The following is a 14,531-nucleotide window of genomic DNA, read 5'->3' as shown; positions in this document are numbered from 1 at the left end:
CCATAAGCGCAATTGACTCTTATCCAACTAAGCGGTCTGTATAGCTACGGCCCGTCGACCACAACGGAAGTGGTGACAATGATCAGCATCGATCGACTCGACTCGGAGATCATCGGAAGGATGACCAGCCACGCCCGGCCGGGAATCGCGGAGCTGGCCGGTGCCCTCGGGGTCGCGCGGAACACGGTGCAGTCGCGCCTGCGCCGTCTGGAGGAAGCGGGTGTGCTCACCGGGCTCCACCCGATCGTCGACCTGGAAGCGGTCGGTGTGGCGGTGCAGGCCTTCGTCGCCCTCGAGCTCGATCAGCGACGGCTCCCTCGGGTCGTCGAACAGCTCACCGAGATCGCCCACGTGCTCGAGATCAACACGCAGGCAGGACGGGACGACCTGCTCGTGCGCGTCGGCGCGGTCACGCACCGCGACCTTCAGGGCGCTATCACTCGGATGATCGAGATCGAGGGGGTGCGCAGCACCGTCACGACCATGATCGTGTCGACTCCGCTACCGCTGCGGACACAGCCGCTGCTGGAGCATCTCACCGCGGAGGCGGGGTTCGGCCGTTCCACTCCCGCGCCGGACTAGCGGCACTCTTCGGCGGTGCTGCGCCTCAGCGCTTCCCGCCCACGCCCGCGCGCCGCAACCGATCGGCGATCAGGATGCCGAGGGCGGTGCCGCCGACGCAGCTGGCGATCGTCACGGCGAAGAACGCGATCTGCAAAGGCAGCGACATCGCCCCGAGGTTGAACCAGGCCCACGCCGAGATCGGATAGACGATGCCGATCGCGAGCGCGCCGAGGTAGTGCATCCACGTGCCCCAGTAGCGCCACAGCACGAACAGGAACGGCAGCTCGGTGAAGGCCGACCACCACAGGTTCGTCGCCACGCTGCCGAAGCCATGGCCAGAGAACGGCACCAGCACGAGCCCCGAGATCAGACCGACCAGCAGCCCCACGAGCGGACGCCGCAGCAACCGCAGCGCGATCACGGACGGCAGCAGCCACAGCCCGGCCAGTGCCATGCCCAGGAACGGCAGCGGGCCGGTGAGGATCGTCGACGCCCAGTTCATCGGCGCGAGCAGCGCGGCACCAGCCACCCCCAGCGCGGCGCAGGTCAGCAGGATCGCGGTCGGGAAGCGGAACCGTCCGCGCGTCACCCGTACGGCATCCGTGCGCACGCTCTCGGCATCCGCCCCGCTCATGCGAGGGGCTCCGCCGCAGCTTCACGGGCGGCCTTCGACGCGGGCGACGCCGCACCGATCTTCCAGTATCCGCAGAAGCTGACCGCGTTCTTGTCGACGCCGCGCTCGCCGACCAGGTGCTTGCGCACCCCGGAGGCGAGGGCCTGCTCGCCCGCGGCGTAGGCGTGGAACGGCTCCTCGGGCAGCGCCGTCGTACGCAGGGCCGCCAGGGCGAGCGCGCCCGGCTTCTCCTCGTGCGGACGCGTGATCCAGACGACCTCGATACCGGACGGATGCGCGAACTCCAGCGCATCCTCCGCCGCGGGCACCTCGATGATCGCGGTCCCCGTCGCATCCGCCGGGAGAGACGCGCAGATCGACGAGATGGCCGGCAGCGCCGTCTCATCACCCACGAGCACCACGCGCTGCGTGCCGCGCTCCGGGTTGAACGTCAGGCCCTCGTCGATGATCAGCACGTGCTCGCCGGGGGAGCAGGTCTCGGCCCAGCGCGACGCCGGACCCGCTGTGCCGTCGGCGGCGGATCCGTGCAGCACGAAGTCCACGTCGAGCTCCGCCCCGGTCTCGGCGGTCGCGGGCCGGTACGCCCGCACGCTGTAGTTGCGCATGACCGGCCGCTCGCCGTCGGGGATGCGCAGGAACTTCAGATAGCCGAACACCTTGTTCGCCTTCGCGGGTACCCGCTCGAGCCCGGCGTCGCCGCCGATCGGCAGGAACAGGCGGAACCACTGGTCGAAGCCCATCGGGTGGAACTTCTCGATCTCACCTCCGCCGAGCGTCACGCGGATCCAGTGCGTCGACAGCCGCTCGGAGCGCAGCACCGTGAGGTGGATGAGCTCTGCGGATGCGGGTTTGACCATCTTGCTGAACGCCACGGAATCGCCTTTCAGGAGAGCTGCCAGGGGAAGAACACGGTGAAGATCACCGCGGATGCCGCGAGACACAGCACCATGAACACGGTGTCGCGCACCCGGAACGGCACCAGGTGCCGCTCGGTGCGGGTCGCATGCGCGCCGAAGGCCCGCGAGTCCATCGCCAGGGCCACGCGCTCGGCGTGCCGGATGGCTCCTGCCAGCAGCGGCACGATGTATCCCCAACCGCGCGCGATGCGGGCGAACGGCCCGCGTCCGCCGTGGTGCCCGCGCACGCGGTGGGCGGCACGGATGACCGACAGCTCATGCCCGAATCGCGGCACGAATCGGAACGCCGCGAGCGCGGTGTAGCCGATCCGATACGGTACGCGCAGCTGCTGGATGCTGGCGCGCACCAGATCCGGCCCGCTCGTGGTGAGTCCGCCGATGAGCGCGAGGGCCACGATCGCGCCGAGGCGCAGCGCGGTGGCGAACCCGATCTCCAGCGCACCGCTGAACAGCGTCCAGTCGCCGATGCTCAGCACGGGCGCGGTGCCGGCGACCAGCCCGGCATCCACCCACAGCGAGAAGCCGACGCCGATCGCCGCCACCCCGAGCGGCAACGCCACCAGCAGCAGGAGCAGCAGCCGGACGGTGAGGCGAGCGCCCACCAGGATCAGGAGGTACGCGAGCGCGAGGAACGCCAGGGGGGTCGCCAGATCACGCACGAAGACCAGCAGCAACATCGCCGGGGCGACGCCCGCGACCTTCGAGAGCGGGTTCAGGGCGTAGAGGAACTGGCGTCGGGACGTCGCGACCATTGCGGCATAGGGGTCGAAGACGACGGCGCTCATGACCGGGCCCCTGGCCGTGATGCCAGCACGCGCTGCAGCGCCGGAAGGCGCAGACCGGCAACGCTGAACGTCTCCTCGTTGGCGAAGAGATCGACGGTGCGACCCGACGCATGCACGCGGCCGCCTCTCAGGATGACGGTGTGCGTGGCGTGCTCGGCGACCAGCTGCAGGTCGTGCGTCACGATGACGATCGTCGTGCCTTCGGCGCGCAGGTCCTGGAGCAGCGCGAGCAGCTCGGAGGCGCGGGCGCGATCCTGTCCGAACGTGGGCTCGTCGAGCACGAGCACCTGCGGGCGGGTGATGAGCGCGGTGCCGACCGAGAGGCGCCTCTTCTCGCCGCCCGAGAGCAGGAACGGGTGCACGTCGGCCTTGTGCTCGAGTCCGAAGCGGGCGAGCATCTCCTGCACGCGCTCCGCGATCTCGGTATCTGTGATCCGTCGATCTCTGGGTCCCTGAACCTGGGTCCCTGAGCCTGTCGAAGGGCGAAGGGTCAACCCGTGCGCGAGCTCGTCGAACACGGTGTGCGCGATGAACTGGTGCTCGGGGTTCTGGAACACGAACCCGATGCGAGCTGCGAGGTCGCGCGGAGCGGCGGTCGCCGGGTCGAGCCCGGCGACATCGACCTGCCGCTTCGGCGGCGGGACCACTCCGGCGAGCGCCTGGATGAGCGTCGTCTTGCCTGCGCCGTTCGCCCCGACGATCGCCGTGAGCGTTCCCGGCGCGATGTCGAGGTCGATGCCGTGCAGGATCTCGGTGCGATGGCGTGTCACGGTCAGCCCCCGCGCGCGGATGACCGGGGCGGCATCCGACGCGGCGGGGGCGGCCGGTACTGCGGCAGCGCTGACCTCCTGTGCGCTGACCTCCTGTGCGCTGAGGGCCGTCGCGAGCTCGACCGGGGTGAGCGGAAGCGGATCGAGGCGGATGCCGTCACCCCGCATCCGCAGGGCGGCGAGGGTCGCGGCGGGGAGCCAGACGCCCATCGCGAGCAGCTCATCGGCGTGTGTGCGGATGATCTCGTCCGCCGGGCCGTCGAACGCCACAGCGCCCGCGCGGTCCAGCACGATCGCCCGTGTGACGAAGCCCATGGCGGCGTCGAGGTTGTGCTCGACCAGCAGAATCGCGCGATCGCCGGCGGCGACGACATCCGTCAGTGCGGCGTAGACGTCGTCGATGCCCTGAGGATCGAGGTTGGCCGTCGGCTCGTCGAGCACGATCAGCGGGGAGCCCATCGCGAGTGCGCAGGCGATCGCGAGGCGCTGGCGTCCACCGCCGGAGAGCCGGTCGGGATTCTCGTCCCGTCGCTCCCACAGGCCGACGCGGCGCAGGGAGTCCTCGGCGCGGGCGCGCACCTCGTCGAGCGGCAGCCGCAGGTTCTCGGGGCCGAACGCGACCTCGTCGTACACGGTGCCTGTGACGATCTGCGCGTCGGGGTCCTGGAACACCATCGCGACCTGCGTGCTCAGGGTCGCCGTGGGGGTGGTCGCGGTGTCGAGCCCTCCCGCTTCGACCGTGCCCGTCATGGTCGCCGGGACCGCGTGGGGGATCAGCCCGTTGAGCGCGAGCGTCAGCGTGGACTTGCCGGAACCGGAGGGGCCGAGCAGCAGCACGACCTCGCCCTGCTCGATGTCGAAGGTCACCTCACGCGGCGAGGGGTGCGCGGAATCGGCGTGGGTGAGTGTGACATCACGCACGCGGAGAAGAGGCGCGGATGAGCGCACGGCGGAACCCCGGGTCGGTGGAACGTACCCTTCTAACTTAGCTGAGCCTTACCTGGGTTGCCACGCCGGATCAAGCGGCGATCATCGCCGGGTCAGCGGCGCGCGACGCCCGCGCGGCTCAGCGCGGTGCCGACGCCGAGGCCCACGGCCGTCCACCCGATCGGCCCCAGCACCGAGAGCGCCAGGTACGCGATCTGCGCCCAGAGAGGCAGCGTTCCCAGATGTGCGGCGAAGAACACGACCACGGCCACGATGACGCCGATCACCGCGGCGGAGATGAAGAAGCGCCACGGACCCCAGGCCCGGTAGCGGGTGAGGGCGGCCACTCCCTCCTGGATCGCCCCGAACAGCAGCGCGGTGCCGATGAAGCGCAGCGCCCAGGCCGGGTTGAACGCGCTCGCCACGAGCGCCGCGATCAGGTGGGTGACCAGGGCGACGAGCGGGCGACGCAGCACCTCCTGCGCGATGATGCCGGGCAGCACGTGCGAGCCGAGCAGCAGACCGTAGGCCCAGGGGGCCGCGATCAGCACGACCGGGGTCAGCAGCCCGGCGATGCCGCCGATGATGCCGGTCGCCACGCCGATCGCTGCGCAGACGAGCAGCACGCGTGTCGACAGGACGGGGGTTCGGGCCACGGCTCCAGCCTACTTGCGCGGGCGCGGCGTGGACGCCCCTGGGCACCGGGGAAAACCCCGGACCAGCCGTCGTCCGCGCCCTTCGTCTCGTCGCTGCGCTCCTCGCTCAGGGGACGGCGGTTCGGGGCCGTACCCTGAGCGAGCGCAGCGAGACGAAGGACGCAGCGAGACGAAGGGCGCAGCGCCGTTCGTCGCGTCGTCCGTGCCGCTCGTCGCAGCATCCGCTCTTCACCGCTCGCCCCCGCGCGAGAGCTTCCTAGCGTGGGACAACGCAATGATGCGCACACCGAGGAGAACCCCATGACTGCACCTTCGTCGCGCCGTCCATCGACGGGCTCAGCGGCCCAGAGCGGCCTCGTCGACGGCGATCCCGTCATCGTCACCGACCCGAAACTCCCCCCGGTCGCTCTGACCGATGACCACCACGAGAAGGCGAACCGCTGGACTCTGCCGAAGATCCTCATCTGGTCGGCGATCGCCCTGCTCGGCGCTGTGGCCTGGACCATGCTCGCGATCGTCCGCGGGGAGACCGTCAACGCGATCTGGTTCGTGTTCGCGGCCGTCTGCACGTACCTGATCGGGTACCGCTTCTACTCGAAGGTGATCGAGAAGTACATCACCCGACCCGATGACCGCCGGGCCACCCCCGCCGAGGTGAAGCAGGACGGCAAGGACTACGTCCCCACCGACCGCCGTGTGCTCTACGGCCACCACTTCGCCGCCATCGCCGGCGCCGGTCCACTCGTCGGACCCGTGCTCGCGGCGCAGATGGGGTACCTCCCCGGCACGATCTGGATCATCGTCGGCGTCGTGCTCGCCGGTGCCGTGCAGGACTACACGGTCCTCTTCTTCTCGATGCGCCGTGGCGGACGCACGATCGGTCAGATGGCGCGCCAGGAACTCGGCCGCATCGGCGGCACCGCGGCGATCATCGCCTCGCTGCTGATCATGCTGATCATCGTCGCGATCCTCGCGCTGGTGGTCGTGAACGCGCTCGGCGAGAGCCCCTGGGGTGTCTTCTCGGTGGCGATGACCATTCCGATCGCGATCTTCATGGGCATCTACCTGCGTTTCCTGCGTCCCGGCAAGGTGACCGAGGTCTCGATCATCGGGTTCGTGCTGCTGATGGCCGCGATCATCGGCGGCGGCTGGGTCGCCGGCACCGACTGGGGCCAGGCGATCTTCCACCTCGACCGCACCACGATCGCGTGGGGCATCATCATCTACGGCTTCATCGCCGCCGTGCTCCCGGTCTGGCTGCTGCTCGCTCCGCGCGACTACCTCTCCACGTTCATGAAGATCGGCGTGATCGTGATGCTCGCGGGCGCGATCATCCTGGTGCGCCCCGAGATCACGGTCCCCGCGGTCAGCATCTTCGGCGAGAACGGCATGGGTCCGGTGTTCGCCGGTCCGCTCTTCCCGTTCCTGTTCGTGACGATCGCGTGCGGCGCACTGTCGGGCTTCCATGCGCTGATCGCCTCGGGCACGACGCCCAAGCTCATCGAGAAGGAGCGCCAGACGCGCTTCATCGGCTACGGCGGAATGCTCATGGAGTCGTTCGTCGCGATCATGGCACTGGTCGCCGCGATCTCGATCGACCAGGGCATCTACTTCGCGATGAACGCACCGACGGCAGCGACAGGCGGCACGGTCGAAGGGGCCGTCGCCTTCGTGAACTCGCTGGGGCTGACCGGGGTGAACCTCACACCCGAGATGCTCACCGGCACGGCGCAGGCGGTCGGCGAGGAGTCGATCGTCTCGCGCACCGGTGGCGCGCCGACCCTGGCGCTCGGACTCGCTCACATCATGCAGCAGGCGCTCGGCGGCCAGGCGCTCATGGCGTTCTGGTACCACTTCGCGATCATGTTCGAGGCGCTGTTCATCCTCACCGCCGTGGATGCCGGTACCCGCGTGGCCCGCTTCATGCTGCAGGACTCGATCGGCGCCTGGTTCCCCAAGTTCCGCGACGTCTCCTGGCGTCCCGGCGTCTGGATCTGCACCGCGATCATGGTGGCCGGCTGGGGAGCGATCCTCATCCTCGGCGTCACCGACCCGCTCGGCGGCATCAACACCTTCTTCCCGCTGTTCGGCATCGCGAACCAGCTGCTCGCCGCGATCGCGCTCGCCGTGGTGATGGCGATCGTCGCCAAGCGCGGCAGGAGCTACATCAAGTGGCTGTGGATCATCGGGCTGCCGCTCGCGTTCACCGCGGTCGTCACCATCACCGCCTCGCTGTACAAGATCGCCTCGCCCGTTCCGGCGATCGGCTACTGGGCGAACCACTTCCGCTACGTCGAGGCCCGCGACAGCGGCGACACCTCGCTCGGAGCGCCCGAGGTGCTTGATGCCGTCATCCGCAACACCGCGGTGCAGGGCACGCTCTCGATCATCTTCGTCACGCTCGCGATCATCGTGATGGTGGCCGCAGTGGTCGTCACGATCAGGGCGATCCGCAACGGCGGCGGCGAGAACACCGAGGAGACACCGGTCGCCTCGCGCCGCTTCGCTCCGGCCGGATTCCTGCCCAACGCCACCGAGCGCGAGCTCGAGAAGCAGTGGGAGCCGATCCTCGCGGACGAGCGCAAGGCGTCGACGCACTGAGATGGTCATCATGACGAACCGGACGGATGCCGTGGCCACCCCTCTGCGCGCGCTGCTCAGCGCCGTGGCACGGGTCGGCCGCGGCATCCGCTGGTACATGACGACGCTGATGGGCGACACCGCCTATGCGACCTACGTGGCGCACCATCAGCGTGCGCACCCCGACGAGGAGCCGATGACGGAACGTCGGTTCTGGCGGCAGCGGATGGACGACCAGGACCGCAACCCCGGTGCCCGCTGCTGCTGACCCGGCCGGGGGCCTCACCGATATGTCGGCCCATCTCAGGTTCTGCGGCCAGATTCTGCCTGTCTGGCCGCAGAACCTGCGCGGGGCCGCAGAACTTCAGGGCCCGTCGGGCCACGCGAACCTAGGCTGAACCCATGACCGACGTCGTTCTCGCCGCTGTGCTGGGCGTGCTCGGCGGCATCGTGCTGACGGTGCTGCTGCTGCTCGCACGGCGTCTCGCGCGCGGGGCGGCGGATCTGGGCAGCGATGCGGAGCAGGCCGCACTGCGGGCTCTGCACCACGCGAGCCTGGCCGCGCCGCACCTGCGCGGAGGGCTCTCGACTCCCGAGGTCGTGAAGGCGGCACGCCATCTGCGGGTGCTGCTCGGCAGCGCGGCCGTCGCGATCGTCGGCGACGACGAGGCCGTCGCTTTCGACGGCGCCTCCGACGGCCTGGAGTCCAGCGCGGTGCGCATCGCCGAACGGGTCAGGGCATCCGGTCGCAGGCAGGTCTTCCCCGCATCCGGGGAAGACCTGCTGGGAGGGGTCGGGGCACCGATCCTCGTCGACGGGCGGGTGATCGGCGTCGTCGTGGCGTTTGCGGCGCCCGTGCGCGCCGCACTCGTGCGGGCGGCCGAGGAGGTCGCCGACTGGTGCGCCGCCCAGGTCGAGCTCGGCGGACTCGACGCCTCGCGCACCCAGCTGGCCGAGGCGGAGCTGCGCTCGCTGCGCGCCCAGATCTCCCCGCACTTCATCTACAACGCCCTCACCGCGATCGCCTCGTTCATCCTCACCGACCCAGCCCGCGCCCGGGAGCTCGTGCTCGAGTTCGCCGACTTCACGCGCTACTCCTTCCGTCGCCAGGGGGAGTTCACGACGCTCGCCGAAGAGCTCGGCAGCATCCACTCGTATCTCGAACTCGAACGAGCGCGCTTCGGCGAACGGCTGCGGGTCACGCTGCAGATCGCGCCGGAGACCCTGGCCACCGTCATCCCGTTCCTCTCGGTGCAGCCGCTCGTCGAGAACGCGGTGCGGCACGGGCTCGAGCCAGGTGAAGGGGGAGGCGAGATCCGCATCTCCTCGCGCGACGACGGCACCCACACCGAGATCACGGTCGAGGACGACGGCATCGGGATGGATCCGGAGGGCCTGCGAGCGGTGCTCACCGCAGGCGATGACGGTCTGCACGTGGGCCTGCGCAACGTCGACACGCGCCTGCGGCAGCTCTACGGCACCGACGGGGGACTGGTCGTCGAGACCAACACCGGCGCGGGTACCCTGGTGCGCATGCGGGTGCCGAAGTCGCAGCCGCTGAACGACCCGGACAACGACTGAGATGATCCGGACGACGACTGAGATGCTGCGGACGACGAGTGGGGTGCGCTCATGATCGACGTCCTCGTCGCCGACGACGAACAGCCCGCCCTCGACGAGCTCGTGCACCTGCTGCGCGGCGACGACCGCATCGGCGACATCCTCACGGCGAGCAGCGGAGCGGATGCCCTGCGTCAGCTGTCGGAGCGCGTCGTGCAGATCGCCTTCCTCGACATCCACATGCCGGGGCTCCTCGGCACCGAGCTCGCGCGCGCCTTCCTCGCGCTCGCCGAGCCGCCCGCTGTGGTGTTCGTGACGGCCGACGACGCCCGTGCTGTGGAGGCCTTCGAGCTGCGTGCGGCGGATTACCTGCTCAAGCCTGTGCGGTCGGAGCGTCTGCGTCGGGCGATCGATCGCGTGGTCGAACTCGGCGAGACCGCCGTCTCCGGTGACGAGGAGGCGATCCCCGTCACGGTCGGGTCCGCGGTGCGCTTCGTGCACCGGCGAGACGTGCGCTGGGTGCAGGCGCAGGGCGACTACTCGCGGCTGCACACCGACGACGGGTCCGGTCATCTGGTGCGCATCCCGATCTCCGAGCTCGAGTCACGGTGGACGGATGCCGGGTTCATCCGCATCCACCGCTCCTGGATGGTGCGCAGCGCGGCCGTGACCGAGGTGCGGCTGTCGGGTGCGGAGCCGTCGGTCTCGGTCGGCGCGATCGCCCTGCCCGTCAGCCGTCGTCTGGTGCCCACCGTGCGCGATGCGCTGCTGCGCGGGGAGAGCCCGGCATGAACGACCTCCCCCAGCGCGACGTGCCCAAGCGCGTGCGTGTGACCGCCGACGTCCCGGCGCGGAGACCCGCCGCCCTCACACGCGGGATCGCCCTCCCGGGAGCTCCGGCGGATGAGGCGGATGCCGTCTACGCCCGTGCCCTCCTGCGCAGCCAGCTGCGTCTGGCGCTCGGCACCATCGCGGGCTTCGTGCTGGTCGTGGTGGCCATGGCGCTGGCGATCGCGCTGATCCCGGAGATGGATCGGATCGTGCTCTGGGACGTGCCGCTGTCCTGGCTGCTGCAGGCGTACGCGTTCTACCCGGTCATCCTCGTCTTCGCGATCCTGTACGCCCGCACCGCTGCGCGGAACGAGCGTCGGTACCGCGCCCTCCGGGACCGCGAATGAACGCGGTCATGGACCTGATCGGCGTCGCGCTCGTCATCGTCGCGACGCTGCTCATCGGCGTCTACGGGCTGAAGGTCTCGCGCACGACCGGCGACTTCTTCGTCGCGTCGCGCACCGTGCGGCCGGTGTGGAACGCCTCGGCGATCAGCGGTGAGTACCTCTCGGCCGGTACCTTTCTCGGCCTCTCCGGGCTGGTGCTGCTCGACGGCGCCCGCGGCTTCTGGTTCCCGATCGGATACGCCGCCGGCTATCTCCTGGTGCTGGTGTTCGTCGCCGCGCCCCTGCGCCGCAGCGGCGCGTACACGATCCCCGACTTCATGGAGGCGCGGCTCGAATCGACCGCGGCGCGGCGGGTCACGAGCCTGGCCGTGCTCATCATCGGCTGGTTGTACATCGTGCCGCAGCTGCACGGCGCGGGCATCACGCTCGTGGTCGTCGCCGGGCTGCCGGAGTGGGTGGGGGCGGTGACGGTCGCGGTGCTGGTGGCCGCGTCCGTCGCGGCCGGTGGCATGCGTGCGATCACCTATGTGCAGGCCTTCCAGTACTGGCTCAAGCTCACGGCGTTGCTGGTGCCGGTCGTCTTCATCGCCTTCGCGCTCAGCAACGGCCCGCACGACTTCGACCCCGCGCTGGTGTTCCCGGCAGAGGCCGGACCGTCCGGGTTCGACGCCTATGAATCGGCATCACTCCTGCTCGCGCTGCTGCTGGGCACCATGGGCCTGCCGCACGTGCTGGTGCGGTTCTACACGAGTCCGACCGGGGCATCCGCTCGTCGCACCACGGTGATCGTGATCGCGATGGTGAGCGCGTTCTACGCGGTGTCGAGCACGATGGGTCTGCTGGCGCGCATCGCGGCGCCCGACCTGGCCGTGCCGGGTGTCGCGGACACGGTCGTGCTGCTGCTGCCCTCGCGGGTGTTCCCCGGTGTCTTCGGCGAGCTGCTGACGGCACTGATCGTGGCCGGGGCCTTCGCGGCGTTCCTGGCCACCTCGGCCGGGCTCGTGGTCTCGCTCGCGGGAGTCATCAGCCAGGACGTGTTCTCCGGCTCCGTGCGCTCGTTCCGGCTCTCGGCTGTGCTCTGCGCACTGGTGCCGCTCGTGGTCGCGCTGCTCACGGCTCCGGCCGGTCTCGGCTCGAGTGTCGGCGTGGTCTTCGTCATCGCGGCATCCACCCTGTCCCCGGTCGTGCTGCTCGGCGTCTGGTGGCGCGGTCTCACGGCCCGCGGGGCGGTGGCCGGCATGGTGTCCGGCGGCCTCGCGGCCGGGCTCGCACTGCTCGTGCATGCCGCGGTCGACGGCGTCGGGGTGGCCGCGCCCTACCTCGCGCAGCCGGCGGCCTGGACCATCCCGCTCGCCACCGCGGTCACGGTCGTCGTCTCACTGCTCGATCCGCGAGGGGCATCGCCGCGCACCGACCGGTTCCTCGCACGCCTGCACACGCCCGATCGCGCCTGAGTGGGAGGACGCGCCGCGTTCAGTTCCGGGGAGCGCGCAGCGACCAGGCCGGCCACCAGCCCTCGGGGAGGCCCGCGAGGATCTCCGTCGCCGCTTCCAGCGTCTCCGGCGGGACCGACGGCCCTGGTTCGCCGCCGCTCGAGCGTCCCCCGCCGTCCTGGGTGCGGATCCGGGTGTGCAGCCAGCGCCGCTGACCGACGGGGAACACTTCCCGCAGCCCGCCGGCGGCGATCGAGAGCAGCGTCTCCTCGACGTGATCGGCCACGGTCAGGGCGGACTCGTCGCAGGCATCGCAGGTGCAGCCGGGTGCGATGTCGTGGAACAGGGCTCCGGCCTCGATGCCGACCGATTCGGCCGTCGCGGTGATCGTGATCGCCGCTCCCGTCGTCGGCCGCAGGTGGAAGACGCGCGCTCCCTGCGCGTCGATCCCACGGTCGACGTCGACGACGTACCAGCTCTCGAGATGGTCGACCAGGGCGTCGACGACGGTGAGCACCGGTGCGAAGCGCTCGAGATGCGAGGTGCGCGAGTAGGCGTCGTCCGGCGGGGAGCCGCCGGACCAGCGGGACCCGTAGTCGATGACGTGGCCGTCGTCGTCGACGAACTCCGGGAGCGAGAGCGCGGGGCGTGCGAAGGGCACCGGCGCGACCACGAAGTCCACGTCGTCGATGTCGTCGTGCGCGAGAGCTGCGAGCTCCTGGTCGTCGCGGTCGGTCTGCGGCCAGGAGGCGAGCATCTCCCGGAACGGCTCGCGATGCTCGGGGTGCTCCACGATCGTCCGCAGCAGGCCGGCCACCGGGATCGACATCGTCGAGGTGCCCACCTCGGGCTCGCTCGTCATGCGCCAGGTCGCCGCCGGATGCACCACGGCGATCGCGTTCCCCAGGAACCGCGCCGCCGCATCCGCCGTCTCCGCGGACGCGAGGAGGTCGGGGTGCGCGGCGACGAAATCCCACAGCGCGAAGAGGTCGGCGGCGAGGACGGCCGGGTCGGCGCCGGCGTCGCGGGCGAAGGCCACGAAGGGGGCGAAACCATCCACGAAGCGTGGGGGAGCGACCGGATCGGCGCTGGGCCAGATCAGGATGGCGGATGCGGCGGCATCCGGCATCGGCGCCAGGATGCCGGGGAAGAGGTCAGACATCGTCATCCGGGTCAGATCCGGCGTCCGCGGGGCATCAGCCGCACATCGGGAAGCGGCGGGGCGGGGATGCGCATCTCGTGACCGTCGACGGCGCCGAACCGTGTCGGCTCGGCGCCGGCAGACGACTCGGACTCCCAGTCCGCACGGGCGGCGGCGATCTCGTCGTGCGTGCGTCCGGCGAAGTTCCACCACATCACGATCTCGTCCTCGAAGGGCTCGCCGCCGAGCAGGAACAGCAGCGCGCCATCGGCCGACGACACCTCGACCTCGTCGCGCGAGTCGCCCAGATAGAGCAGCTCGTTGCGCGGCATCGGATGCTCTGCCACCACCACGTCGCCCTCGACGAGCATCACGGCGTGCTCCCACTCCGGCCGCAGCGGCAGTCGCACGCGCGTCCCCGCGGGAACCACGATCTCGGCGCCGACGATCGGCGTGTGCACGGTCGCGGGTGAGGCGACGCCGGCGAACTCTCCGAGCACGACCGTGGCGTCGGCATCCGTGCCTTCATCGGCGGGGAGAGTGAGGCCGGGAAGGTCGACGTGCCGCTCGAACCCGGCGGCGCCGTGGCGGACGGACTCCGGCAGCACGACCCAGAACTGCAGCGCGTCGAGGGGGATCGGTTCCTCGCCGATCGAGTACTCCGAGTGCGAGATGCCGTTCCCGGCCGTCATCAGGTTCAGCTGTCCGCGGCGCAGGTCGGCGTCGCTGCCGAGCGAGTCGCGGTGCCGGATCTCTCCGACCAGCGGCCAGGTCACGGTCTGCAGCCCGATGTGAGGATGCGGCTCCACGCGCATGCGCGTCTCGGCGGGGCCGAACCGGTCGAGGAAGCACCAGGCGCCGATCGTCGGCAGGTTGCGGTGCGGCAGCGCGCGCAGCACGGTCATACCGCGGACTCCGCCGAGCGGTACTTCGCGGGGCTCGAGCACGAGCCGGTGCGGGCCGATCATCACGCGCCCGCGGCCTCGACGCTGTCGTCCGGTGCGGCGGCATCCGGCGTGCGTGGCCAGCGGATCTCGGCGCCGGGGATCTCGTGCGTCTCGAGGTAGCGGGCGATGTAGGGGCACAGCGGCACGATCGCGTCTCCGGATGCCGCGGCATCCGCCAGGGCGTAGGCAGCGAGCTTTCCGGCGAGACCCTGGCCCTGGAAAGCGGGATCGACCTCGGTGTGGGTGAAGCGGATCGATCCGGGGCGCAGGTCGTACTCTGCGAAGCCCGCGAGCGTGCCGTCGGAGCGGATCTCGTAGCGCGAAGCGTCGTCGTTGCGGGTGACGGTGATGTCGGTCATCGGGGCTCCTTCTGGCGTCTTCGTCCAACCTACGCCCGGCGGGGGAGGCGGAGGGCTGTGGACGGACTGCCGCCGAGGTC

At 70.4% G+C, this 14,531-nt stretch carries 15 protein-coding genes; 7 read left to right on the top strand and 8 right to left on the bottom strand.

The features are described 5' to 3' along the window. Positions 1-78: 78 nt before the first annotated feature. Positions 79-582, top strand: coding sequence for an Lrp/AsnC family transcriptional regulator (locus tag ACIOVG_RS05130; protein ID WP_400869743.1), 504 nt, complete (start codon positions 79-81; stop codon positions 580-582). Between the two features lie 25 nt (positions 583-607). Here ACIOVG_RS05130 and ACIOVG_RS05125 read toward each other — a convergent pair whose 3' ends face one another. The 5 genes from ACIOVG_RS05125 to ACIOVG_RS05105 all read right to left on the bottom strand — a co-directional run bounded on the left by ACIOVG_RS05125 (position 608) and on the right by ACIOVG_RS05105 (position 5,253). Then, a complete protein-coding gene (locus ACIOVG_RS05125; protein WP_400869740.1) occupies positions 608-1,198 on the bottom strand; it encodes an ECF transporter S component in 591 nt (196 codons plus the stop codon). Then, positions 1,195-2,070: a siderophore-interacting protein gene (locus ACIOVG_RS05120; protein WP_400869737.1), complete on the bottom strand. Its 876-nt coding sequence runs from the start codon at positions 2,068-2,070 to the stop codon at positions 1,195-1,197. Before ACIOVG_RS05120 ends, ACIOVG_RS05125 begins: the two co-directional genes overlap by 4 nt. A gap of 11 nt (positions 2,071-2,081) precedes the next feature. Beyond that, the gene (locus ACIOVG_RS05115) at positions 2,082-2,900 is read right to left on the bottom strand and encodes an energy-coupling factor transporter transmembrane component T (protein ID WP_400869734.1); all 819 of its coding nucleotides are present in this window, start codon (positions 2,898-2,900) and stop codon (positions 2,082-2,084) included. Beyond that, positions 2,897-4,618 carry an ABC transporter ATP-binding protein gene (locus tag ACIOVG_RS05110; protein ID WP_400869732.1) on the bottom strand — a complete coding sequence of 574 codons (1,722 nt, stop codon included), beginning with the start codon at positions 4,616-4,618 and terminating at the stop codon, positions 2,897-2,899. Before ACIOVG_RS05110 ends, ACIOVG_RS05115 begins: the two co-directional genes overlap by 4 nt. 92 nt (positions 4,619-4,710) lie before the next feature. After that, on the bottom strand, positions 4,711-5,253 hold the full coding sequence (locus ACIOVG_RS05105; protein ID WP_400869729.1) for an ECF transporter S component: 543 nt from the start codon (positions 5,251-5,253) through the stop codon (positions 4,711-4,713). Positions 5,254-5,553: 300 nt separating this feature from the next. Between ACIOVG_RS05105 and ACIOVG_RS05100 the strand changes: the two genes are divergently transcribed. The 6 genes from ACIOVG_RS05100 (at position 5,554) to ACIOVG_RS05075 (ending at position 12,025) form a co-directional block, all read left to right on the top strand. Further along, entirely contained in the window at positions 5,554-7,854 is a 2,301-nt protein-coding gene (locus ACIOVG_RS05100) for a carbon starvation CstA family protein (RefSeq protein ID WP_400869726.1), read from the top strand. A gap of 10 nt (positions 7,855-7,864) precedes the next feature. Continuing rightward, entirely contained in the window at positions 7,865-8,101 is a 237-nt protein-coding gene (locus tag ACIOVG_RS05095; RefSeq protein ID WP_400869723.1) for a YbdD/YjiX family protein, read from the top strand. A 134-nt stretch (positions 8,102-8,235) separates the two neighbouring features. Then, the gene (locus ACIOVG_RS05090; RefSeq protein ID WP_400869721.1) at positions 8,236-9,414 is read left to right on the top strand and encodes a sensor histidine kinase; all 1,179 of its coding nucleotides are present in this window, start codon (positions 8,236-8,238) and stop codon (positions 9,412-9,414) included. A gap of 51 nt (positions 9,415-9,465) precedes the next feature. Further along, positions 9,466-10,185, top strand: coding sequence for a LytR/AlgR family response regulator transcription factor (locus ACIOVG_RS05085; RefSeq protein ID WP_400869718.1), 720 nt, complete (start codon positions 9,466-9,468; stop codon positions 10,183-10,185). Then, positions 10,182-10,571, top strand: a complete 390-nt coding sequence (locus ACIOVG_RS05080; protein ID WP_400869715.1) for a heavy metal transporter — start codon at positions 10,182-10,184, stop codon at positions 10,569-10,571. Before ACIOVG_RS05085 ends, ACIOVG_RS05080 begins: the two co-directional genes overlap by 4 nt. Beyond that, on the top strand, positions 10,568-12,025 hold the full coding sequence (locus ACIOVG_RS05075) for a cation acetate symporter (RefSeq protein ID WP_400869712.1): 1,458 nt from the start codon (positions 10,568-10,570) through the stop codon (positions 12,023-12,025). Before ACIOVG_RS05080 ends, ACIOVG_RS05075 begins: the two co-directional genes overlap by 4 nt. 19 nt (positions 12,026-12,044) lie before the next feature. Here the strand turns inward: ACIOVG_RS05075 and ACIOVG_RS05070 are convergent, their stop codons facing one another. From ACIOVG_RS05070 to ACIOVG_RS05060, 3 genes are read right to left on the bottom strand one after another with little or no spacing between them, the layout of a single operon-like run. Beyond that, positions 12,045-13,172 (bottom strand): DUF6226 family protein, encoded by a 1,128-nt coding sequence (locus ACIOVG_RS05070; protein ID WP_400869709.1) that lies wholly within the window; start codon positions 13,170-13,172, stop codon positions 12,045-12,047. A 5-nt stretch (positions 13,173-13,177) separates the two neighbouring features. Further along, complete coding sequence (locus tag ACIOVG_RS05065) at positions 13,178-14,113, bottom strand: pirin family protein (protein ID WP_400872682.1); 936 nt, start codon at positions 14,111-14,113, stop codon at positions 13,178-13,180. Then, positions 14,113-14,451: a GNAT family N-acetyltransferase gene (locus tag ACIOVG_RS05060; RefSeq protein WP_400869707.1), complete on the bottom strand. Its 339-nt coding sequence runs from the start codon at positions 14,449-14,451 to the stop codon at positions 14,113-14,115. Before ACIOVG_RS05060 ends, ACIOVG_RS05065 begins: the two co-directional genes overlap by 1 nt. Positions 14,452-14,531 lie beyond the last annotated feature (80 nt).

The sequence above is a fragment of the Microbacterium sp. NPDC087591 genome (assembly GCF_044743625.1).
Lineage (GTDB): Bacteria > Actinomycetota > Actinomycetes > Actinomycetales > Microbacteriaceae > Microbacterium.
This window is presented reverse-complemented; position numbering and strand designations above follow the sequence as displayed.